The sequence below is a fragment of the Castellaniella caeni NBRC 101664 genome, assembly GCF_001592225.1.
Classification (GTDB): domain Bacteria; phylum Pseudomonadota; class Gammaproteobacteria; order Burkholderiales; family Burkholderiaceae_B; genus Castellaniella; species Castellaniella caeni.
In genome coordinates this window covers 12,701-34,940 of record NZ_BCWN01000025.1, presented here as the reverse complement: position 1 = coordinate 34,940, position 22,240 = coordinate 12,701, and the positions used below count along the sequence as shown (strand labels likewise).

At 60.7% G+C, this 22,240-nt stretch carries 19 protein-coding genes and 1 pseudogene; 14 read left to right on the top strand and 6 right to left on the bottom strand.

All coding sequences use genetic code 11. From position 1 onward, the window contains the following. Nucleotides 1-60: 60 nt before the first annotated feature. The gene (locus CCA01S_RS13465) at nucleotides 61-717 is read left to right on the top strand and encodes a Crp/Fnr family transcriptional regulator (protein WP_066459396.1); all 657 of its coding nucleotides are present in this window, start codon (nucleotides 61-63) and stop codon (nucleotides 715-717) included. On the opposite strand, the gene CCA01S_RS13460 is transcribed toward CCA01S_RS13465, so the two are convergent. After that, nucleotides 683-2,050 (bottom strand): hypothetical protein, encoded by a 1,368-nt coding sequence (locus tag CCA01S_RS13460; RefSeq protein ID WP_066459363.1) that lies wholly within the window; start codon nucleotides 2,048-2,050, stop codon nucleotides 683-685. The two genes, CCA01S_RS13465 and CCA01S_RS13460, sit on opposite strands and share 35 nt — an antisense overlap. 2 nt (nucleotides 2,051-2,052) lie before the next feature. Next, nucleotides 2,053-2,274: a DUF2249 domain-containing protein gene (locus tag CCA01S_RS13455; RefSeq protein ID WP_066459362.1), complete on the bottom strand. Its 222-nt coding sequence runs from the start codon at nucleotides 2,272-2,274 to the stop codon at nucleotides 2,053-2,055. A gap of 380 nt (nucleotides 2,275-2,654) precedes the next feature. Between CCA01S_RS13455 and ubiU the strand changes: the two genes are divergently transcribed. From ubiU to alr, 4 genes and pseudogenes are all read left to right on the top strand, one after another. Then, nucleotides 2,655-3,707 carry a ubiquinone anaerobic biosynthesis protein UbiU gene (ubiU, locus tag CCA01S_RS13450; protein WP_066459360.1) on the top strand — a complete coding sequence of 351 codons (1,053 nt, stop codon included), beginning with the start codon at nucleotides 2,655-2,657 and terminating at the stop codon, nucleotides 3,705-3,707. A gap of 17 nt (nucleotides 3,708-3,724) precedes the next feature. Then, a pseudogene (ubiV, locus tag CCA01S_RS13445) lies at nucleotides 3,725-4,603 on the top strand (ubiquinone anaerobic biosynthesis protein UbiV); the annotation flags it as partial. Between the two features lie 179 nt (nucleotides 4,604-4,782). Next, a complete protein-coding gene (gene ubiT, locus CCA01S_RS13440) occupies nucleotides 4,783-5,286 on the top strand; it encodes a ubiquinone anaerobic biosynthesis accessory factor UbiT (RefSeq protein ID WP_066459358.1) in 504 nt (167 codons plus the stop codon). A gap of 146 nt (nucleotides 5,287-5,432) precedes the next feature. Then, nucleotides 5,433-6,557 (top strand): alanine racemase, encoded by a 1,125-nt coding sequence (gene alr, locus CCA01S_RS13435; RefSeq protein WP_066459356.1) that lies wholly within the window; start codon nucleotides 5,433-5,435, stop codon nucleotides 6,555-6,557. Here alr and CCA01S_RS13430 read toward each other — a convergent pair. The 3 genes from CCA01S_RS13430 to CCA01S_RS13420 all read right to left on the bottom strand — a co-directional run bounded on the left by CCA01S_RS13430 (nucleotide 6,554) and on the right by CCA01S_RS13420 (nucleotide 10,327). Continuing rightward, nucleotides 6,554-7,795 carry an MFS transporter gene (locus tag CCA01S_RS13430; RefSeq protein WP_066459355.1) on the bottom strand — a complete coding sequence of 414 codons (1,242 nt, stop codon included), beginning with the start codon at nucleotides 7,793-7,795 and terminating at the stop codon, nucleotides 6,554-6,556. The two genes, alr and CCA01S_RS13430, sit on opposite strands and share 4 nt — an antisense overlap. A 7-nt stretch (nucleotides 7,796-7,802) precedes the next feature. Then, a complete protein-coding gene (gene glyA, locus CCA01S_RS13425) occupies nucleotides 7,803-9,077 on the bottom strand; it encodes a serine hydroxymethyltransferase (protein WP_066459354.1) in 1,275 nt (424 codons plus the stop codon). A gap of 200 nt (nucleotides 9,078-9,277) precedes the next feature. Next, nucleotides 9,278-10,327: a GlxA family transcriptional regulator gene (locus CCA01S_RS13420; RefSeq protein ID WP_198150019.1), complete on the bottom strand. Its 1,050-nt coding sequence runs from the start codon at nucleotides 10,325-10,327 to the stop codon at nucleotides 9,278-9,280. Nucleotides 10,328-10,589: 262 nt separating this feature from the next. Between CCA01S_RS13420 and CCA01S_RS13415 the strand changes: the two genes are divergently transcribed. The 8 genes from CCA01S_RS13415 to CCA01S_RS13380 all read left to right on the top strand — a co-directional run bounded on the left by CCA01S_RS13415 (nucleotide 10,590) and on the right by CCA01S_RS13380 (nucleotide 20,074). Beyond that, nucleotides 10,590-11,798, top strand: a complete 1,209-nt coding sequence (locus CCA01S_RS13415) for a M24 family metallopeptidase (protein WP_066459391.1) — start codon at nucleotides 10,590-10,592, stop codon at nucleotides 11,796-11,798. Between the two features lie 151 nt (nucleotides 11,799-11,949). Continuing rightward, entirely contained in the window at nucleotides 11,950-13,263 is a 1,314-nt protein-coding gene (locus tag CCA01S_RS13410) for an MFS transporter (protein ID WP_066459353.1), read from the top strand. Nucleotides 13,264-13,357: 94 nt separating this feature from the next. Beyond that, on the top strand, nucleotides 13,358-14,179 hold the full coding sequence (gene folE2, locus CCA01S_RS13405) for a GTP cyclohydrolase FolE2 (RefSeq protein ID WP_066459351.1): 822 nt from the start codon (nucleotides 13,358-13,360) through the stop codon (nucleotides 14,177-14,179). Continuing rightward, the gene (gene dsdA / locus CCA01S_RS13400) at nucleotides 14,176-15,507 is read left to right on the top strand and encodes a D-serine ammonia-lyase (protein WP_066459350.1); all 1,332 of its coding nucleotides are present in this window, start codon (nucleotides 14,176-14,178) and stop codon (nucleotides 15,505-15,507) included. The genes folE2 and dsdA overlap by 4 nt, the downstream gene beginning before the upstream one ends. A 301-nt stretch (nucleotides 15,508-15,808) precedes the next feature. Continuing rightward, nucleotides 15,809-16,861, top strand: coding sequence for an ABC transporter substrate-binding protein (locus tag CCA01S_RS13395; RefSeq protein WP_066459349.1), 1,053 nt, complete (start codon nucleotides 15,809-15,811; stop codon nucleotides 16,859-16,861). 25 nt (nucleotides 16,862-16,886) lie between these two features. Then, nucleotides 16,887-18,011 carry an ABC transporter ATP-binding protein gene (locus tag CCA01S_RS13390; RefSeq protein WP_066459348.1) on the top strand — a complete coding sequence of 375 codons (1,125 nt, stop codon included), beginning with the start codon at nucleotides 16,887-16,889 and terminating at the stop codon, nucleotides 18,009-18,011. Nucleotides 18,012-18,015: 4 nt separating this feature from the next. Next, nucleotides 18,016-19,251 carry an ABC transporter permease gene (locus CCA01S_RS13385; RefSeq protein ID WP_066459344.1) on the top strand — a complete coding sequence of 412 codons (1,236 nt, stop codon included), beginning with the start codon at nucleotides 18,016-18,018 and terminating at the stop codon, nucleotides 19,249-19,251. A gap of 4 nt (nucleotides 19,252-19,255) precedes the next feature. After that, the gene (locus CCA01S_RS13380) at nucleotides 19,256-20,074 is read left to right on the top strand and encodes an ABC transporter permease (protein WP_066459342.1); all 819 of its coding nucleotides are present in this window, start codon (nucleotides 19,256-19,258) and stop codon (nucleotides 20,072-20,074) included. A gap of 63 nt (nucleotides 20,075-20,137) precedes the next feature. Here the strand turns inward: CCA01S_RS13380 and purU are convergent, their stop codons facing one another. Continuing rightward, nucleotides 20,138-21,025, bottom strand: coding sequence for a formyltetrahydrofolate deformylase (purU, locus tag CCA01S_RS13375; RefSeq protein WP_066459340.1), 888 nt, complete (start codon nucleotides 21,023-21,025; stop codon nucleotides 20,138-20,140). Nucleotides 21,026-21,163: 138 nt separating this feature from the next. Between purU and CCA01S_RS13370 the strand changes: the two genes are divergently transcribed. Further along, the gene (locus CCA01S_RS13370) at nucleotides 21,164-22,216 is read left to right on the top strand and encodes a GlxA family transcriptional regulator (RefSeq protein WP_066459338.1); all 1,053 of its coding nucleotides are present in this window, start codon (nucleotides 21,164-21,166) and stop codon (nucleotides 22,214-22,216) included. Nucleotides 22,217-22,240 lie beyond the last annotated feature (24 nt).

Genomic DNA, 22,240 nt, shown 5'->3' with positions numbered 1-22,240 from the left:
TGGGTGGGGCGCGTGGTGACGCGCCGTGGCGCGCAGGAACTGGCCCCCGACGCCAAGGTGATGGATCTTCTGGCCGGTGTGCCGCTGTTCAACGAGCTGCCGCCCGACGAGCTGGCGCCCATCGCGCGCGGCACCCACGAAATCATGGCGCCACGCGGCCAGATCATCTTTCACCGTGGCGACCCCTGCGTGGGCTTTCACGTGGTGGTGTACGGCCAGGTGAAGCTGGTGTTCGTGTCGGCCTCGGGGGTCGAGCGCGTGGTGCGTCTCATCGGGCCGGGCGACGGCTTTGGCGAGGCGCTGATGTTCATGGGGCAAAATTACATCGTCACCGCCGAAACCTTGCAGGACACGCTGCTGCTGCACGTGGGACGCGACGCCTTGTTCGAGCAGATCGACCGCCACCCCGGCGTGGCGCGCAAGATGCTGGCGGGCCTGAGCCGCCGTCTGTATTCCCTGATGGGTGACGTCGAGGCCTATACCCTGCACACCGGCGCGCAGCGCCTGGTGGCGTTTTTGTTTCGCCAGTGGCGCGGCGAAGAAGGCATGCCCTTTCGCATCGAGATCACCAAGTCGGTGATCGCCTCGCGGCTGAATCTCACCCCCGAACACTTCTCGCGCGTGCTGCGCGAACTGAGCGAACGCGGCCTCATCCGCGTGCGCGGTCGCGAATTCACCATCCTCAGCGCCCAGGGACTACGGGAATATAAGGGGTGATTTGATGATGCGGCAGCGCCGCCGCGTCGCGCAGCGCCTTGCGGTAGCGTCGCAGCGCGCAGCCCAGGTTCCAGGCCAGCAGCGCGGCGGATAGCAGCAGCAGTGGCCCGGCGGCGCGCGTGGCGGGTGCCCAGCCTGCCGCCGCCAGCAGCCAGCTGGCCGTCATCAGCGTGTAGCACGCCCAGTGGGCCTGGGCGGCGCGCACTGGGATGTATTCAGCCATCTTGGGCAGCACCTTGAGATAGACGCGCACCTGGGCAGGGTCGCGGTCGGGGATGATGATGGCGTCCTGCGCGTGCTTCCAGAGCAGAAAAGGCACGATCTTGTAGAGCATGCCGTGCACCACGGCGCCCAGGCCGCCGACGATCAGCAACACCCCCAGCACCATGGGTGCCTGCAGCGCCTGTCCGTGGCGCAGCCAGACCCAGGCGGGCGCGCAGGCCAGCAGGCAGGTCAGGCTGGTGAACCAGAACAGCGTGGTGGCTTCCGCCGTGGGGCGTTTGCGCGCCCAAAGCCGCTGCAGCGAGGTGCCGATCCAGGCAAGGTAAGCGCCCACAAGCAGCAATTCGACCGTCTCGCGCATCAGGTGCGGCAGGCCGCTGGAGGCATCGAGCGCGCTCCAGGCCACCAGCAGACCGGGCACGAGCAAGGGCAACCAGCGCGTGAGCGATTTCGGGTAGAGCTCGGTGAGCTGGAAGATGGGCAGCAGCTGAAACGACATGGCCATCAGCAGCAGCCCGCCCCAGCCCAGCAGCCCCCACAGGATGTGGCTGCCCACCCAGGCGGGCAGGCTCAAGCCCAGGCCCAGAGAGCCGGCCATCACCAGCCCCATCAGAACGGTAAGCCCCAGTGCCGCCAGGGCGCCGCGCACCGGCACCAAAATCTCTTTGGCCCCTTTGTAGACCGTCTTGCGGTGCCGCCACAGCGCCACGCCAACGGAGAGCAAGTACAGCGCGAAGGCCGCCGCGAGCAGCCCGATAGCGCCCAGCCAGGCCGTGGGCGACCACCAGAGAAAGCCGCCCGCCAGGGCCAGCGTGCCCAGTGTCAGCAGGGCATGCGTGGTGCGGGCGACGGGGCGTGCGGCGGCGATGGGCACGTTGCAGGCCACCGCCAGAATCTGGATGGAGGCGCCCAGCATGGCACTGCCCAGAATGCCGAGTGTCCACAGGTGCGTGAGCGCCAGCGTGGCGGCATCCCAGCGCGACAAAAAGGCCTGCGGCCCGGCCCAGGTGGCCAGCAGGCCCGCCAGCAGGCCGAACAACGGCACGTTGAGCAGAAAGGGCAGGGGCACGCCCAGGGCCGGGGTCTTGTCGAAATCCAGCGCGCGCTGCATGTTCAGTCGATCCAGATGGTGACCAGGAAGTGCGTATCTTCAAACGTGCAGTCGTGCGCGAAACCGTCGCGGTCGAGCATGGCGTACAGCGGGTAGGGCTCGCGGTCGATCATCAGGCACAGGCGTTCGCCGGGTTTCAGGTCGGCCAGGGCCTCGAGGCAGTGTTCCAGCGGTTCGGGCGGCGGCAGGCCGCGCACGTCGAGCGTGATGTCGGTAGGGGGCATGGCGGGTGTCCTTGGGATGCAGGCGCTACCTTACACGATTCTGCCTCGAACGCACCCGAAAACCGCGTGTCGCGTGGCGGTTCTGCTTGGGCAGGCAGGTTGCGGCGTGGATCGCCTCGGGTGTGACGGCCCCCGTTGCTTGCCGCAGCTGTGCAGCCGTTGCGGTCGCGGCATACGGAAACCGGGGTGATCTTGACGATTCTTGATCCGCGTTAAGGCATTTTATTGCGCACTCGCGCATAGTGAACGTCGGCCCTGCCGACGACATCGCGCTCAGCGGCGTTTGCCGGGCAGGGCGGCGGGCTGCGCGTACGCGGCCATTGCACAGGCAGGGCCCGGCGGCAAGCCCCGCCCTCTCGCTAGAACTGCCAGGATTCCTCATGTCATCTGCTCCCCCCTCCCGCCCCCGCGTGGTGCCTCACCACGACCCCGCCACCTTTGAACTCGTGTGCCCCGCGGGCAGCCTGCCCGCCCTGAAAGCCGCCGTCGATGAAGGCGCCGATTGCGTCTATCTGGGTTTTCGCGACGCCACCAATGCGCGCAACTTTGCGGGCCTCAATTTCGATGCCAAGGCCATTGCCGAGGGCATCCGTTATGCGCACGACCGCCAGCGCAAGGTGCTGCTTGCACTCAACACGTACCCTCAGCCCGATGCCTGGCGCTTGTGGCAAGACTCCGTCGATCGGGCCGCCGACGCCGGGGTCGATGCCATCATCATGGCCGACCCCGGGCTCATGGCCTACACCAACGCCACGCACCCGCAGCTGCGCCTGCACCTGTCGGTGCAGGGCTCGGCCACCAACTACGAGGCCATCCAGTTCTACCACGAACGCTTTGGCGTGGCGCGCGCCGTGCTGCCGCGCGTGCTGTCGGTGGCCCAGGTGCAGCAGGTCTGCGAAAACACGCCAGTCGAGATCGAAGTCTTCGGCTTTGGCAGCCTGTGCGTCATGGTCGAAGGGCGTTGTGCTCTGTCGTCCTACGCGACGGGCGAATCGCCCAATACGCACGGGGTCTGCTCGCCCGCCAAGCACGTGCGCTGGCAACAGACCGATCAGGGGCTCGAATCGCGCCTGAACGGTGTGCTCATCGACCGCTACGACGCGGGCGAGAACGCGGGCTACCCCACCTTGTGCAAGGGGCGCTTCGACGTGGCGGGTGAAAACTATTACGCCCTCGAAGAACCCACCAGCCTCAATACGCTCGAACTGCTGCCCAAGCTCATGGCCATGGGGGTGCGCGCCATCAAGATCGAGGGCCGCCAGCGCAGCCCCGCCTACGTGGCGCAGGTCACCCGCGTGTGGCGCCAGGCCATCGACCAGGCGCGCGGCAACGCGGCCCGTTATTCGGTGCACCCCGCGTGGATGGCCGAACTCAACAAGGTGGCCGAAGGCCAGCAGCACACGCTGGGCGCCTACCACCGGCCCTGGAAATAAGTTTTTAGGAACACATCATGAAAATCGCTTTGGGCCCTTTGCAGTACTACTGGCCGCGCGTCACCACACTCGAATTCTACGCAGCGGTGTGCGACTGGCCAGTCGACATCGTCTACCTGGGTGAAACCGTCTGTTCGCGGCGCCACGAACTGCGCCTGCCCGACTGGATCGAGGTGGCCGACCTGCTCGCGCAGGCGGGCAAGACGCCGGTGCTCTCTACCCAGGTGTTGCTCGAATCGGGCAACGACCTCAACACACTGCGCAAGATCACCGAAAACACGCAGTACGCCATCGAGGCCAACGACATGGGGGCCGTGCATCGCATGCAGGGGCGCCCTTTCATTGCCGGGCCGTTTCTCAATATCTACAGCAAGCCCACGCTCGACGTCGTGGCCGCCCAGGGCGCCACGCGCTGGGTGATGCCGCTCGAAATGGGACGCGCGGGCCTGACCCAGCTGCAGCAGGATCGCCCGGCGGGCCTGCAGACCGAGGTCTTTGCCTATGGCCGCATGCCGCTGGCGTTTTCGGCGCGCTGCTTTACCGCGCGCAACCGCAATTTTCCCAAGGACAACTGCCAGTACGTCTGCATGGAATACCCCGACGGCCTGCTGCTCGAAACCAAAGAATCGCAGGCTTTTCTCACCATCAACGGCATTCAGACGCAATCGGCACTGGTCAATACCCTCATCCACGAGCTCGACGAGCTGCGTGACCTGGGGGTGGACGTCATCCGCCTGAGCCCGCAGTCGCAGCACATGGATCAGGTCGTGGCGGCCTTCCGGGCCGTGCTCGACGGGCAGGAATCACCCGAAAGCGCCCATGCGCGCCTCGTGCCCCTGATGCCGGCCGGGCCCTGCAATGGTTATTGGCATGGGCGCCCGGGCCTGGACATGATCCTGCCGGGTATGGCCATGGAGGCCGCGGGCGACGCGGGTCAGGCGGCCGGCGGCATGGCGGCATCCGCCGCGCAGGCCCAGGCGGCCTCCGGGGCGCCGGGGGTGCGCCCGCGCGTCCAGGTCGCGCGAAGCGCCTAGTGTGTCGTTCCGTTCGACCCCTATTATCCGGAACCTTATCGATGCAAACTTCCTCATCTTCCTCTTCCTTTCGCGTGCCCGAGACCGTGGCCCAGGTGCTGGAGCGCCTGCCACGCTACCCCGGTTCGTTGCTCTTTGTCGCCGGCCTGAACCTCATGCTGGCACGCCACCTGCACCCCGACACCCTGCACCTGCTGGAAGGCCGCTCGCTGCGCATCCACGTGGCCGATGCCCGCCTGCGCTTCGACTACACCTGGCGCCAGGGGGCTTTCCGGGCCGCACAGCATGGGGATGCCGAGCCCGACCTCACCATCCGCGCCGACGTGCATGATTTCTACCAGCTGATCCAGCGCCGCGAAGACCCCGATACACTGTTTTTCAGCCGCCGTCTGGTCATCGAGGGCGATACCGAGCTGGGCCTCATGGTCAAGAACACGCTCGACGCCATCGACATGGCGGTCTTTCATCCCAAGGCGGTGCTGCGCGATCTGACCCAGGGCCTGAAGTCGCGGCTCGCCCCCCAGCCGCGCGGGCATTCCGCGTAAGTACCAAGACCTTGCCCGCGATGGGGCTGCCCTTTGCCGCCTCAGTCTGATGTGGCATCCTGAGCAACACGAGAGCGGGCCTTCGGGCCCATGCCGGGTGGCATGGGCCGCTTCATCCGGCGTGCCCGCCATTGCCTGGGGGAACCATGTCGCGTCCTATTCTTGCTGTCGTCCATCCACGAGCGCTGGCGCATAACCTGGCACAGGTCAGCAAGCATGTGGCGTCCGAAAAGGCCCGCGCCGCAGTGCATGTCTGGGCGGTGGTCAAGGCCAATGGCTATGGGCATGGGCTCGATGCGGCCGTGCGCGGTTTTGCCGCGGCGGACGGTCTGGCCCTGCTCGAAGTGCCCGAAGCCGTGCGCTGCCGCGAGCTGGGCTGGCAGCGGCCCATTTTGCTGCTCGAGGGCTTCTTCAAGCCGGGCGACATCGACGTGCTGGCGCGCTACCACATCAGCACCGTGGTGCACAGCCACGCGCAGCTGGCCATGCTTGAAGCCGCGTCGGCGCATGCCCCTATTGCCGCGCACGTCATGCTCAATTCGGGCATGCACCGTCTGGGGTTTCAGCCCGGCGAGTACGCGGCGGCGTTTGCCCGGGCGCAGGCCTTGCTGGCGGCGGGCAAGCTGTCGGTGGTGGGCAAGATGACGCACTTCGCCCGTGCCGACGACGACCTGGCCGTCACCCGCGCGCAGCTCGATTGCTTTGCGCGCGTCACCGCCGGTTTGCCCGGGCCCGTCAGCGTCTGCAATTCGGCGGCGGTGCTTTCTCCGGGGCTGGTGGCCGCCGTGCCCGGGGACGAACAGTGGGTGCGCCCCGGCATCTGCCTGTATGGGGCGTCGCCCTACGTGGGGCGCGATGCCACCGCGCTGAACCTGCGCCCCGCGATGACCTTGCACTCCGAAATCATCAGCACCCACGTGCTGCCCGCCGGTGAAGCCATTGGCTACGGCTATGCCTTCCGTACCGATCACGACATGCGGGTGGGGATCGTGGCGTGCGGCTATGCCGATGGCTATCCCCGGCACGCGATCACGGGGACGCCCGTCACGGTGGCGGGGGTGCGCACCCGACTGGTGGGGCGGGTGTCGATGGACATGCTCTCGGTCGATCTCGACCCCGTGCCGCTGGCCGACATCGGCTCGCGCGTGATCCTGTGGGGCGAGGGCGGGCCGTCGGTGGACGAAATCTCCTGGTCGTCCAGCACCATCGCCAATGACCTGCTGGCGGGCCTGACCCACCGCGTACCGCGTCGCGTGGATGTGGCGGATTAGGTGTGTTCGGCTTGATCTGCCGCCTTGGCCGAATAAGGCTGTGCCATGGCGCGTCGGCCTGCCGTGGCGATGACGGCCGTCATCGTCAAAGCAAAGAGGCTCAGTGTCATCAGAGTTTCATCGCGCTCCATGGTGTGCCTGCCCCAGACCAATGACAAGAGCGTCGGACTTGAGTAGCCCAGGTAGACAACGACATAGAACATCGAAATCAATGCCCCTCGCTGGCCCGCAGGTGCCAGACGGTCTGACACGGCCACGCCTGACGCCATCGACAGGCCATTGGCCAGGCCGATGGCTGCAGAGGCCGGAAGCACCCAGAGCCAGCCGCCGGGTTGAACCGACAAGTAGCCCAGGATGCAGCCCGCTGCACCGCACAGGCCTGCCACCCAGCCGGCCCGAGCAGGCCCAAGCCGCATTGCCCAGAATGTGGCTGCCGCGGCAAATCCTTGTACGAGCAAGGCGCTCAGCCCCAGCACGAAGTAAATCTGCACGAACCCTGCCTTGCCTAACTGGATTGGGAAGGCGATCAGCGACAGCATCGTAAAGGTGTAGACCAAGAGCCCGCACGGGACGAGATAGCAAAAGAAGCCCGCAGCAGTTCCTGGCGGCAGGCCGATCTGAACCCGAGAAGCCCGGCCCAGCGTCAACGTCTCGGGCAAGGTACGAAGAATCAGGATGGCGCCCGCCACCATGATCAGCGCAATCATGAACGACAGCAGCTGCGGCCAGGGCAGCCATTGAACCAGGATGCCCGAGGCAAAGGGGCCGACGGCAAAGCCAAATGCCATGACGCCACTGGCCAGCATTGAGGCGCGTGTGGCGTTGCTGCTGCCTGCCATTTCACGCAGCCAGACGGTGCCGACGGTGAAGATGGCGCCGCTGGCGATGCCCTGGATGAACCGCGCCGCCAAAATCATCGGCTTGCCCCACACCGCCGCACCCATCAGGGCCAGTACCGCCAACAGCAGCAGGCTCGCCGAAGGCAAAACCACGGCCTTGCGGCCGCGCCGATCAGATTGGGGGCCCCCCACCAGGAAAGCCAGCATCAGACCCATGGCATAGACCGTGAAGAACAGCGTCAGATCGGTCGTCGATAAGTGCAGGTGAATGGTGTAGAACAGCATCACCGGCGAGACTGTCTGTGCCGTGTAGGCCGCCCCGAACAGAGCCAGACACAACAGCGTCTGTGTACCGGCGCTGCAGGGCTGGTCGATCGGGTCGGCCGGGCTGAGGGTCATGATGGCATCATGCCGTGACGGTCTCGGTGGCTGCGCGATACACCGGGAAGCGCTGACATAGTGCGATCACCTGTTCACGGACACGAGCGATGGTTTCCTGGTTATCCAGATCGTCCAGAATTTCGCACATCCAGCCAGCCAGCTGACGGGCCTCTTGGGCCCGCAAGCCGCGTGTGGTGATGGCGGGCGAGCCAACCCGGATGCCGCTGGTGACGAACGGCGGCTGTGGGTCGTTGGGAACCGCGTTTTTATTGACCGTAATATGAGCGGCGCCCAGCGCGGCGTCCGCTGCCTTGCCGGTGATGCCCTTGGCAGACAGGTCTACCAAAAACAGATGGTCATGTGTGCCGCCCGACACGATGCGCAGGCCGTGGGCAACGAAGACCTCGGCCATGGCCTTGGCGTTGTGCAGCACCTGCTGCTGGTACTCACGAAATGCCGGCTGCATGGCTTCTTTGAGGGCAACCGCCTTGGCGGCGATGACGTGCATCAGGGGGCCGCCTTGTGCACCAGGAAACACGGCCGACTGAATCTTCTTGTAGATGTCGGGGTTGGCGCGGCCCATGATGAGCCCGCCGCGCGGGCCGCGCAGGGTCTTGTGCGTGGTGGTCGTGACGATGTCGGCATGGGGCACCGGGTTGGGGTACAGCCCCGCGGCGACCAGCCCGGCGAAGTGCGCCATATCGACCATGAACAGCGCACCAACCCGATCGGCGATTTGGCGGAAACGAGGAAAATCGAGCACCTGCGAGTAGGCGGAAAACCCGGCTACGATCATTTTTGGCTTGTGTTCCAGAGCCAGGCGCTCGACTTCGTCGTAGTCGATCAGATCGTTTTTATCCAGGCCATATTGCACTGCGTTGTACAGGCGGCCCGAAGAGCTTACTTTGGCGCCGTGGGTCAGGTGCCCGCCGTGTGCCAGGCTCATGCCCAGCAGCGTGTCGCCGGGTTGTAGCAGGGCTAGGTAAACCGCCGCGTTGGCTTGAGAGCCCGAATGAGGCTGCACGTTCGCCCAGGCCGCGCCGAACAGTTCGCAGGTGCGGTCGATGGCCAGCTGCTCGACCACATCCACGTGCTCGCAGCCACCGTAGTAGCGTTTTTGGGGGTACCCCTCGGCGTACTTGTTGGTCAGCTTGGTGCCTTGGGCTTGCATCACCCGGGGGCTGGTATAGTTTTCTGAGGCGATGAGCTCGATGTGCTGTTCCTGGCGTTGGTTTTCGGCTTCGATGGCTGCCCATAGCTCGTCGTCAAAGCCCTGAATTTGTTCGTTTTCTAAAAACATGGTGTCTCCTGTGATGGGTCTGGTGTCGCCGTGCGCGTTGGGGTGCGCCTTGCAAAGTCGGCCGTGGCTGGCAAGCCCTTTTGCCGTGATCGGCTTAGCCTGCCAGATGCCTATTCTAGGGAGCACGAGGTTTTCTGCTTGTATGTTCGCGCCATAGTGCTGGGACGCAAAGGCCGCAGACGATGCTGCGCTTTGTGTGCTTAGTGGTGTTGGTCGGGCGCACGTACCGAAACGGTGTCGGTCGACAAGTTTGGAAACGGTACGACGCGGCGCTCGCGCCCGGGCGTGGTGCCGAAGTAATCTCGGTAGCGATGGGTGAAGTGCGTGACCGACACGAAACCGCAGGCAGCTGCCACGTCGATGATGGATTGCTCTGAACTCAGCAGCAGCTGCCGTGCCCGGCGCAGTCGCAGCTCGAGGTAGTAGGCGTTGGGCGTGCATTTCAGGTGCTCTTGAAACAGGCGCTCGAGCTGACGCACCGAAACCTGGATGAACTGCGCTAGCTCTTCTTTTGTGAGCGGTTCTTCGAGGTTGTTTTCCATCAGGGTCACGATTTCGGTCAGTTTGGGCTGGCTGGTGCCCAGTTGCTGGCGCAGTGGAATGCGCTGGGGGTCTTGGGTAGAGCGGATGCGCTCGCAGACCATCAGCTCGGAGACCTTGGCCGCAATCTCGTTGCTGCCGGTGCGCAAGCCAATGAGAGCAACCATCAGGTCTACCGGGGCAATCCCGCCGCTGCAGGTATAGCGATCCCGGTCGATTTCGTAGATGCGCTTGGAGACGATGATCTCTGGGAAATCTGACAGCAGCCGTTCGGTGTCTTCCCAGTGCAGGGTGCAGCGATACCCATTGAGCAGCCCGGCGCGTGCCAGCCAATAGCTGCCCGTGCAGATGCCGCCCAGCACGGTTCCGTGGCGCGCCCGGTGGCGCAGCCAGTTGAGGCAGTGCGAGTCGATGCGAGACGGGATTGGGTTTGATCCGCACACGAAAAGGGCGTCGAGTGCCGGGGTCTGGTCTAGCGCGTGATCCGGCTGGATCGGGACGTCGTTGCTGGCCCGCACGGGTGCGCCATCCAGGCTGATCGTAGACCAGCGAAACAAAGGGTGACCATTGGCCAGGTTGGCCATGCGCAGGGGCTCTACCGCGGACGAAAACCCGATCAGGGTGAACCCCGGAACCAGCAAAAAACCATAGTGCTGTGTGGCAGGAAATGGCCGTCCGTGCGAGGCGTCCTGTACTGAAGGGGCATCCATCCTGCTTGTCTCCATTCGGAAAAATACATCTGCATTCAAGCTGAAAAGCTGTTTGTCTTGCCAACCTGTCTTGTTTGTCGCAGGTCTTCGTTTTCAGACAATTAAAGGTCGCTTTTGAAAAAAGGTGTGTAACGGCGAGTCTCTAAGATGGTCTTCACGAACACGGGCAACCGCGAAGTTACTTCAAAAGCTGATACCAATCACAGGAGACATTCCCATGAGCAGCCTGCAATTTTCGAACGCCGCCACGGCAGCCCAGCAAATGCGCGAGACGCGTCTGCTGAACATCCCTAATGGGCCGCATGCCAAGCCAACCTTTTCGGCTGCTGAAATGCAACGGCGCGTCGATGCCGTGCGTGAGCACATGGCCGCCAACGACATCGATGCTGTTCTGTTCACTTCGTACCACAATATCAATTATTACGCCGACTTTCTATTTTGCCATTTTGGCCGCTTCTACGGTCTGGCGCTGACGCAAGACAAGCATACGACCATCAGTGCGAACATCGACGCGGGCCAGCCGGGCCGCCGAAGCTTTGGCGACAACGTCGTCTACACCGATTGGCAGCGTGACAACTATTTTTATGCCGTTCAGACCTTGCTGAAGGGCAAGCGGCGGGTTGGAGTAGAGCTGGATCACATCACCGCAGAGAACTTGGACAAGCTGCGCACAGCTCTGCCAGGCAGTGAGTTCGTGGACATCAGCAAGGCCTGCATGCGGCTGCGCATGATCAAGTCCGACGAGGAAATTGCTGTGATTAAGCAAGGGGCGCGCATCGCTGATATCGGCGGGGCCGCCTGCCGTGATGCCATTGCCGTGGGCGTGCCTGAGCACGAAGTGGCGTTGGCGTCGACCCAGGCCATGGTGCGCGAAATCGCCCGCACCTACCCGGACTCTGAACTGATGGACACGTGGACGTGGTTTCAGTCGGGATTGAACACCGATGGGGCGCACAACCCAGTCACGTCGCGTCGCATTCAGCGTGGCGACATTCTCAGCCTGAACTGCTTTCCGATGATCTCCGGCTATTACACGGCGCTTGAGCGCACCCTGTTTGCTGAAGAGTGCTCGGATGACCATCGCCGCATTTGGGAAATCAACGTCGAGGTGCACGAGGCGGGGCAAAAGCTGATTCGTCCGGGTGCCCGTTGCTGCGATATCGCGGCGGAACTGAACGAGATTTTCCACCGGCATGACGTCTTGAAGTACCGCACTTTTGGCTATGGCCACTCGTTTGGTGTGCTGTCCCACTATTATGGCCGTGAGGCCGGGCTCGAGCTGCGGGAAGACATCGAGACGGTGCTGGTACCCAATATGGTGGTTTCGATGGAGCCGATGCTGATGTTGCCCGAAGGCCTGCCTGGGGCTGGTGGCTACCGCGAGCACGACATCCTGGTCTTGACAGCCGACGGTGCCGAAAACATTACCAAGTTTCCGTATGGCCCGGAACACAATATCGTGAAACGCTGATCTGGATCGCATGAGACATGCCACTCCCAGCATGCTCCGGGTCAGCGTCTCATGAATTCACCCGATTTGCCACTATACCAATATAAGGAGCACTTCTGGTCAGCACGCCCCAGGCGGGCGCTGCCGGTCAGGAGGCCCACGGAGACAAGCAATGAATTCTGCCACCGTCCGCGCAGGCATCGTGCCTGGCGTTGGTGAACGCCGCGTCATCAGTAAAGTTGCCGCTGCCGGCTTTATCGGCAACTTTGTCGAATGGTTTGATTATGCGTCTTACGCTTATCTGGCAACCATCATCGCCGCCGTCTTTTTCCCTGATATTTCACCGACTGCCGGTTTGATGGCCACATTCGGTGTATTTGCGCTGTCGTTCATCGTCCGGCCTATTGGGGGCGTATTTTGGGGGCACTACGGCGACAAAATTGGCCGCAAGCATGCCCTGTCGCTGTCGATCATCATCATGTCCCTGGCCACGTTCGCCATTGCCTTGTTGCCGGACTTCAACCAGATCGGCGTATGGGCGCCGCTGTTGTTGCTGGTCTTGCGTTTGGTGCAGGGCTTCTCGGCCTCGGGCGAGTATGCCGGTGCGTCGGCGTTTTTGGTCGAGTACGCGCCATCCCACAAGCGGGGGCTGTACGCCAGCATCGTGCCGGCCAGCACCGCTTCCGGTTTGCTGCTGGGCTCATTGATGGTCTCGGGCATGCATTTGTTCTTGACCCCAGATCAGATGCAGTCCTACGGCTGGCGCTTGCCATTTTTGTTGGCGGCGCCGCTGGGCTATATCGGGCGTTATATCCGTATTCACCTCGAAGATTCTCCTAAGTTTCGTGAAATGGAAGAGTCTCGTGAGGTGTCGCATGCGCCTGTGAGTCTGCTGTTGTCCAAGCACCGCCGTGCCTTGGTGATCGCGGTTGGGGTCACCATGCTGAATGCCGTGGGCTTTTACATCATTCTGAGCTATATGCCGACGTATCTGGCCGTCGAACTGGGGGTCGGTGAAACAGAGTCGTTCATGGCAACCACGATCGCCTTGGTTGCTTATATCGGATTCATTTTCCTGATGGGGATTTTGTCAGATCGGCTGGGTCGTAAGACGATGCTGATCCTTGCTTCGGTTACCTTTATTGGGCTGACTGTGCCGCTGTTCAATGGTCTGGGGGCCGTGGGCTTTTTGGGTATGGTTCTGATTCAGATCATGTTTGGCGCCATGTTGACCATGAACGACGGTACCTTGCCTTGCTTTTTATCAGAAATCTTTCCAACTCGAGTGCGCTACAGCGGCTTCGCCCTGAGCTTTAACTTGGCCAACGCGATCTTTGGTGGCACTGCGCCATTCATTGCAACTTGGCTGATTCAGTTGACGGGCAGTAAGCTGGCGCCTGCCTGGTACCTCGTGGTGGCGGCCTGTATCGCTTTGGTTGCGATGGTTGCGAGCGAGGAAACCTCGCGTGACCCACTTGCAGATTGAATGTATTTTTTATCAATTCGTGGCCCCATGGGGTCACACTGGGTGGCCGTCAGAGCCTTGAGTTGGTTCTGATCCATCGTCAGAGAGGAAGTCCATGAATACGCTTTTTGATCCCGTCGTGGCTTCGATGCCGGATATTCAAAGTAGTCTGGAAACCCGTGGCATTGCCATTCAGAAAGTGGGTGTGCGAGGCGTACATTATCCTCTGACGTTGCTTGTCTCTCAGGCTGTGTCTCAACAGGTCGTCGCATATTGGGATATGACAGTCGCCCTGTCTGCACAAGAAAAAGGCACCCACATGTCGCGCTTCATCGAGATCCTGGAGTCCTCGCGTGAAATGCCGTTATCCCCAGAAGCTTTTTGTCGAATGGCGTTGTCTGTGCGCGAGCACCTGGGGGCCGAACGCGCTGATTTGACGGCCCACTTCCCTTATTTTCTGGAAAAAGCGGCCCCGGTATCTGGCTTGCGCAGCCTCATGGACTATCAGGTCGTCTGGGAGGTCAGTGCTTCAAGGGGGGCGCCGCCTTGCTTTTCGCAGCGTGTTCAGGTTCCGGTGACCAGTCTGTGCCCTTGTTCTAAAGCGATATCCGAGTATGGGGCGCACAACCAGCGTTCACACGTGTTGGTCAGGCTCGACTACGAAACCCCGGCCGCCGCCGACTTGAATGCATTGATCCGCGGGGTGGAGGCGCAGGCATCCACGCAGCTATGGGGCCTGCTCAAGCGCGAGGATGAGAAATACGTCACCGAGCACGCCTATGAAAATCCGAAATTTGTCGAAGACCTGGTACGTGATGTAGCCGTTCTGTTGCAGCGAATGTCAGGTGTGACTTTCTACCAGGTAGAGGCTGAAAACTTCGAGTCTATCCATAACCATTCCGCCTATGCCATGGTGAACAACGGGAATGAACGATGAGCGAGACCCAAACAGACCGATATCCCGATTTGCCCGAAGGTGTGGCACAGCGGCAACCCTTGTTGTGGCTGAATCCGGGCTACGGCGCCGGGGGCCACAGGGCGGCTGGTGCGCCAGACCCGGCTGTGGCCGAGGCCCGTTTTGCCCGTTGCGCGGCTCTGTTGGAAGATGTGTTTCCCGAACTGCAGGCCAGTGTGGGCCGCCTGGAGTCGCCCTTGACCGCCATTCCTCACTTCAAAGATTTGATATTTCCTGGCGAGTCGGCCGGAACTTGGTTGTTGAAGCGAGATGATGCACTGCCTGTGGCAGGCTCTGTCAAGGCACGCGGTGGCTTTCACGAGGTTCTGTCGTTGGTCGAACAGATCGGCACCGAGGCGGGGTTTTTGCAGGATGATACCGATCGCCGTGTCCTGGCCGATCCGCGTGTGCGCGCCATTCTAGGACGCCATACCTTGGCTGTGGGCAGTACTGGCAATCTGGGCCTGGGAATTGGCCTGATCGGGGCTGGTCTGGGCTTGCGTGCCGTGGTGCATATGTCTGCCGATGCCAAAGAGTGGAAAAAGCAACGCTTGCGCAAGCATGGTATCGACGTGGTAGAGCATTCTGGTGATTACGCGGCTGCGGTAGCGGCAGGCCGTGCGATCGCGCAGGCCGATCCAATGATGCATTTCATAGACGATGAGCACTCTGAAGCCTTGTTTCTAGGGTATGCAGCGGCTGCTCATGAGTTGCAGGTGCAGTTGCGAGCAGCCGGCCGGCCCGTCGATGCCGAGCATCCTTTGTTCGTCTACTTGCCATGTGGGGTGGGTGGGGCGCCTGGCGGCATTTTGTACGGCTTGAAGCGTCTGTTTGGACGCCATGTGCATGGCTTCTTCGTTGAGCCAACTGCGTCGCCGTGCATGCTCGTGCAGTTGGCGTGTGGCGTACAGCACCCTGTGTCTGTTTATGACGTGGGGCTGGATAATCGCACCGAGGCTGATGGCCTGGCGGTGGGCCTTGCGTCGCCATTGGTGGCACCGCTGATGAAGTCTTTGTTGTCCGGGGTGTTCACCACGGATGAGCCGATTTTCTACGGCGATGCCTGGCGTCTGGAAGCTGCCGAGAGCATCTATGTAGAACCCTCTGCGGCAACCGGCTTACGCGGGCCGACATGGGTTCTGAGCTCGCCTATGGGCCAAGCTTACCTTCGGCGCCACGGCCTGGAAACTGTCATGAGCCGGGCGAGCCATGTCATCTGGAGTACCGGTGGGTCGTTGGTGCCTGAAGACATCCGTCGCGAGTTTAGAGAAAGAGGATCTCGTGTGGCATCCAGTTCTGCCGCTGAATGATTTTTCACGTCGTATTCAATAAAAAATAGTTCGTTTTCAGACAATTTAATGTCGTTTCTGGCAACTCGTCCGGTTGCCGAAGTCCGTAGGATGGTTGTTGCAGATAAATATAATTATTTAAAAGATACGGAGACAAAGTGGCTTATTCCCAGTTCTTCTGCACTGCATCAACGTATTGATCTTCTGACGAAAGTCCCCGCTTGACCTTGGAGATGGCGCAACACCATCTTCGTCGAGATGCACATCCATATGCTGCGCCGGATGTCCGGTGCTCATTTCAACTGCTGTTAGGAGTGTGAAGATGAAATATCGCTTTACAGGCAGTCTATTGGTCCTTTCCCTGGTGACACTGGCCGCGATCGGTGCAAAGCCGGCACTGGCGCAGGAAGAGATTGCGGTGATGAGTTTTGGTGGCGCGTATCAGCAAGCCTGGAGGAAGGCGGTCTTTGAACCGTATACCGTCAAGACCGGTATCAAAATCATCGAACAGGAATACGGTGGCGAGATCGCCAAGATCAAGGCCATGATCGAGTCGGGCAATGTGACGCTCAACGCCGTTGACGTCGATGCCCCGACGCTGTTGCAAGGGTGTGATGAAGGCATTTTCGAGAAAATCGATTGGACGCAAATCGGCCCGAAAGACGATTGGCTCGATGGCACCACGTCCAAGTGCGGGGTTGGAACCATTGTCTATGCAACGACCCTGGCGTATGACGGTGCCCAGTTGGCCAATGGGCCGACGACCATTAAAGATCTTTTCGATACCGGCAAGTTTCCAGGTAAGCGTGGCTTGTGGAAAAAACCAGCAACCAACCTTGAGTTTGCATTGCTTGCCGATGGCGTTGAGCCTGGGCAGGTCTATCAGGTATTGGCCACACCAGGGGGTGTTGATCGGGCGTTCGCCAAACTTGACACGATCAAAAGCAATATCGTCTGGTGGGAGGCCGGTGCTCAGGCACCACAGTTGCTGGCTTCTGGTGAAGTGGTCATGACCACGGCATGGAATGGGCGCATCTATAACGCCAACAAGGAAGGCAAGAATTTCAAGATCGTCTGGGATCATGAAATCCTGGATTCCAATTACTGGGTCATTCCGAAGGGGGCGAAAAACCAGGCGGCTGCGATGGCCTTCATCAAATACGCGATTGCACCAAAAGAGCTTGCGGGCGTTTCGCAGTATATCCCCTATGGCCCGGTGCGTAAGTCTGCTGCCCGGTTCGTACAAAGAGAAGTTGCCCCGAACCTGCCTACGAGCCCTCGAAACATGACCGGCGCCTTGACGCTCGATAACGGCTTCTGGGCTGACCACGGGGATGAAATCCGGCGACGTTTCACGACGTGGATTGCACAATGATGCTGTTGATCGATGGAGGCTGGCCATGGGGCATTCTGAAAAAATGAAATCAGTGACGTCGAACGCGTCGGCTGATGCTCTGGTTCGATTCGAGGACGTGAAAAAGTCTTATGACGGCGCCAACTTTGTCGTCACGGGTTTGAATCTGTCTGTACGCCGCGGAGAATTTCTGACCATGCTGGGGCCTTCGGGCTCTGGCAAGACCACCACGCTGATGATGCTGGGTGGGTTCGAGCGCCCGACACTTGGGCGTATCTTGCTCGACGGGAAACCCGTCGAGCGGCTTCCGCCAGAAAAACGCAATATAGGCTTTGTGTTCCAGAACTATGCGCTTTTCCCGCATATGACGGTCGCGGAAAACGTTGCGTTTCCCTTGCGCTATCGCGGTATCAAGGGTGCGGCAGCCGCTGTCAAGGTGCGCCAGGCGCTCGATCGTGTCAGCCTTGGCAATCTGGGAGGCCGCAGGCCCGCGCAGCTTTCTGGGGGGCAGCAGCAAAGAGTGGCCCTGGCGCGGGCCTTGGTGTTCGAGCCCTCGCTGGTCTTGATGGATGAGCCTTTGGGTGCGCTCGACAAACAGCTGCGCGAGCATATGCAAGTCGAAATCAAGCGGCTTCAGGTGTCGCTTGGCATCACAATGGTGTATGTCACGCATGACCAGTCCGAAGCACTGACCATGTCGGATCGGATCGCGGTCTTTCATGACGGTCACATCCAGCAATTGGCAGAGCCGGAAATGCTCTATAAGCGGCCGTCGAACCGCTTTGTCGCCTCATTCATTGGTGAGAACAATACCTTGGCCTGCTCACTGCTTGCTCGTGAGGGTGAGGTGGCCGTGGTGCGGATGCCGGATGGCACGGTTCTGAAGGGCCTGGGACACGGGCTGACGGGGGGCACTCATGATGTCAGCCTGTCTGTGCGCCCGGAAAGCCTCACGCTAGCCAGTGGCGAACCGCGCGAGAGCGGCAACCGAATTGTCGGAGAGGCGCATGAGGTCTTCTTCTTGGGTGACCACATGCGGCTGTCCATCAAGGCCTTTGGTAGCCAGGTGTTGATTGCCCGCATTCCGACGCGCGAGGCCCGCCATTTTGCGCCCGGAGAACGTGTCGCTCTTGATTGCGGCGTTGCCGATTGTCAGCTGTTGGAGGCCTGATGTCATGACAGCCGCCGTCCTTGCCCCTCTGGATGTATCGAAGGCTGTGCGACGCGCCGAACGGCCCGCGCGCCGTGCAGCGCTGTCTTTGGCTTTGCCTTTGATCGTTTTTTTGGTGATTGTCTTTGTGGTGCCTATCTTGTATTTGTTGGCCACAGCCGTTGCCAATCCCGAGAGCCGTCAGGTGTTGCCTCACACACTGGCGGTTCTAGATAAGTGGGATGGGGTTTCGGTGCCCGACGAATCTGTCTATGATGCGCTCGCCATCGATCTCAGGGCCGCACAAAACGACAGTACGGCTGCCTTGCTTGGCAAGCGTCTTAATTATGAGATTCCGGGAATGCGCAGTCGTGTGCTGGCGGCTGCGCGGATGGTCGAGCGAGACGAAACAGGGCCATATAAAGAGAAGTTTCTGGCGCTTAGTAAAGACTGGGGTTCACCGACCGTATGGGCTGTCATCAAGCGCAGTGGTTCTGTTTTCACGCCTTACTATCTGTTGCGCGCACTGGACTTGCAGCAAAACCCCGATGCGTCGGTTGGCCGGGTGGCTGGCAGCCAGGCCGTATTTGTCGACATTCTCGGGCGAACCTTCTATATTGCTGCGCTGGTCACCCTATTGACTCTGATTCTGGGTTATCCCGTTGCTTATGTATTGACGATTGCGCCCAGGGGCGTTGCCGCCCTCATGATGCTGATGGTATTGCTGCCGCTGTGGACGTCATTGCTGGTGCGTACGACCGCCTGGGTGGTTTTGCTGCAGTCTAACGGCGTCATCAATGATGTACTGCTGTCTTTGCACTTGGTCGGTGAGCGGGTGCAGTTGATCTTTACCCGGGTAGGTACGGTGACGGCTATGACCCATATTCAATTACCTTTCACCATTTTGCCGATCTACAGCGTCATGCGCTCGATTTCGACTACACAGCTGCGAGCGGCCCGTTCGTTGGGGGCATCACCTCTTGGTGCATTCTGGCGCATTTATGCCCCCCAGACTTTACCGGGCGTCGTTGCGGGTTGCCTCATGACTTTTATTTTGTCTTTGGGATATTACATCACACCGGCTTTGGTGGGTGGATCCCGTGACCAGATGGTGTCCAATTTCATCGCCGACTTCATCAACCGTGACCTCAACTGGGGCCTGGCCTCTGGGTTGGGGGTGGTACTGTTGGTTGCGACACTGGTGATTTATATCGTCTTTCTGCGCCTGGTGGGCGGCGCGGACAAGATCAAGATGGGGTAACGTCATGTGGCTACCTTCCTATGCAACGTCTGCAGAGCGTTTGCCGCGCATCTTCGTGGTGTCGTTCGCGGTCGCGGTGCTGTTGTTTCTGATTGCACCGCTCTTTATCATTGTGCCGTTGTCTTTTTCAAGAGACCCTTTCTTCACCTTGCCTGTGCAAGAGTATTCTTTGCGCTGGTATGCTGATTTTTTTGGCAATGCTCGTTGGATGAATGCCATCACTAATAGTGCCATTACGGCGGTATTGACTACGATACTGGCCACGGCACTCGGGACATTGGCTGCATTGGGTATTTCACGGCCTGATTTTCCAGCGCGTCGGTGGATCATGGCTTTGCTTATTTCACCCATGATCGTTCCGGTGGTCATTGTCGCGGTGGGTAGCTATCTGTTTTTCGGACAGTTTGGCCTGACTAATACACGTACGGGTCTGGTGCTGGCGCACACGGCACTCGCAACGCCTTTCGTCGTCATTACGGTGAGCGCAACCCTGTCTACTTACGACACCAACCTGACGCGGGCTGCGTCAAGCCTGGGTGCGTCTCCTTTGTCGACGTTTTTTCGGGTGACCTTGCCCAGCATTCTTCCTGGGGTGGTGTCCGGCGGGATCTTTGCCTTTGCGATCTCATTTGATGAGGTTGTGGTGGCATTGTTCATGACGGCCGCTGAGCAGCGCACGCTGCCCGTGCAGATGTTTTCTGGCATTCGCGATCAGATCAATCCGACGATCATGGCAGCCGCCACGCTGTTGCTGGTGTTGTCCATTTTGTTGTTCGTTGCGCTTGCTTTGCTGACGCGGCAGCAGCCGACGGTCCGGGCGTAGATGTTTGGGTTTTGGCCGTGTCGCGGTGGCCAGCGTGGTGTCTGCCACCTGTCCACCGGCAGCCTACAACACCACTGTCCGATGCCCGCTGATGAATACCCGGCGCTCCAGGTAGTCGCGTACGGCCTGTGCCAGGGCGCGGCATTCCAGGTTGCGGCCGGTGGCCAGCAGTTGGTCGGGGGTTTGCGTGTGGTCAACCGGCTCGACCGACTGGGTGATGATCGGGCCTTCGTCCAGATCGTCAGTCACGAAGTGGGCGGTGGCGCCGATCACCTTGACGCCGCGCTCGTATGCCTGATGGTACGGGCGAGCGCCTTTGAAGCCGGGCAGAAACGAATGGTGGATATTGATGGCGCGTCCCGCCAGGGTCTTGCTGGTTTCGGAGCTCAAAATCTGCATGTAGCGGGCCAGGATGACCAGTTCGGCACCGGTGGTTTGCGTCAGATTCAGGATGGCGGTTTCTTGTTGGGGGCGTGTGTCGATGGTAACAGGCAGGTGGTGAAACGCGATGCCTGCGGCGTCGGCGTGGCCGCGCAAGGTGTCGTGGTTTGATGCAATGGCGATGATGTCCATCGGTAGCTCGCCCATTCTGGTGCGAAACAGCAGGTCTGCCAGGCAGTGCTCCAGCTTGGAAACCAGAATCAGTACCTTGGGGCGTTGCGACATGTCGTGAATGGTCCAGCGCATGGAAAACCGCCGGGCCAGTTCAGCAAAATCGCGGTTCAGGGGAGCGGTGTCCAGTGCTTGAGGCCCTTCGGTGTGGAAGACGCAGCGCACAAAGAATTGTTGCGTACTTTTTTCGTCGAAGACGGTGAACTCGTCGATGTAGCCCTGCCGCTGATCTAGAAACGAGATGATGGCGGCGACTTGGCCCGCCTTGCTGGGGCAGGACACCGTCAGGCAAAACAGTGTGTTGGCGGCTGATGGTGTGGACGATGGGGGCTGCTGCATGGTGTGTCTCCGGTTTGGGGCTGGTGGCCAACGTGGCACGGCCCTGTGTTTGCGCCCACTACAGCATGAGGAGAAATGTGTGCCTAGAATGGAAACGACGTGGCGCCTGAATGCTCGGGCACGAAGAGGCGAGATCATATGAGTGTGGAACCTGTGCGTTTTGGCTTTGTTTTGTTGCCGCATTTCACCTTGACGGCCTTTTCAGGCATGCTGGACGTGTTGCGTTTGGCCAGTGACGAAGGCGACCATAGCCGCCCGGTGCGGTGCGCCTGGCAGGTGGTCGATGAGACGCTGGCACCGGTGCGCTCCAGCAGTGGTATCCAGGTGGTACCCTCGGAGTCTCTCGGAGACCCCACCCGCTTTGATTACGTGGTGGTGGTTGGTGGCCTGTTGCAGCGCCCGCCCGTCAGCCCAGGGGTACTCGAATTCATTCGCGAGGCCGCACACAAAGACGTGCATCTGGTGGGGCTGTGCACGGGGGTGTTTACCTTGATGCAGGCGGGGGTGCTCGATCAGCATCGTATCTGCATCAGCTGGTTTCATTACTGGGATTTTCTCGAGCGTTTTCCCAGCGTTGACCCGGCACAGGTGGTGGCTGATCGCTTGTACGTTTTCGATCGGCGCCGGATCACCTGTTCGGGTGGGCGGGCCTCGATCGATGTTGCCGCCGAGATCCTGCGGCGTCATATCGATCAGTCTATTGTGCAAAAGGCGCTGCGCATCCTGCAGGTCGAGGATGCGGGCCGAGCCAGTGCCGCTCAGCCCTTGCCACCTGGCATTCAGCCCACGACGCACCCTGCTGTACGGCGTGCTGTTTTGTTGATGGAACAGCACGTGGGCCGAGCCCTGAGCCTGGATGAACTGAGCGGCAAGCTGGGTATTTCAGTGCGCCACCTGGAGCGGCTCTTCAAGGAAGCTACCGGGCAGGGGCCCCAGGCGTATGCTCGCGGCATGCGGCTGCGTTTGGCTGCCTGGATGCTGACCCATACCAAAAAGACCATTGCTGCCATCGCCTCAGAGTGTGGCTTTGCCGATGCGTCGCATCTGGGACGCGAATTTCGTGGCGCTTTTGGGATGCCGCCCAGCGCATGGCGTGGCCGTGCGCAGTTGCCCGATACGCTGTTGTCGCCATCCACGCCCGTGACCGATTACATCAGCGAGGTATTTCCGGAGCGCAGCGAGTTCTTCTGACGCAGCTGAAATCTTCCACCGGTA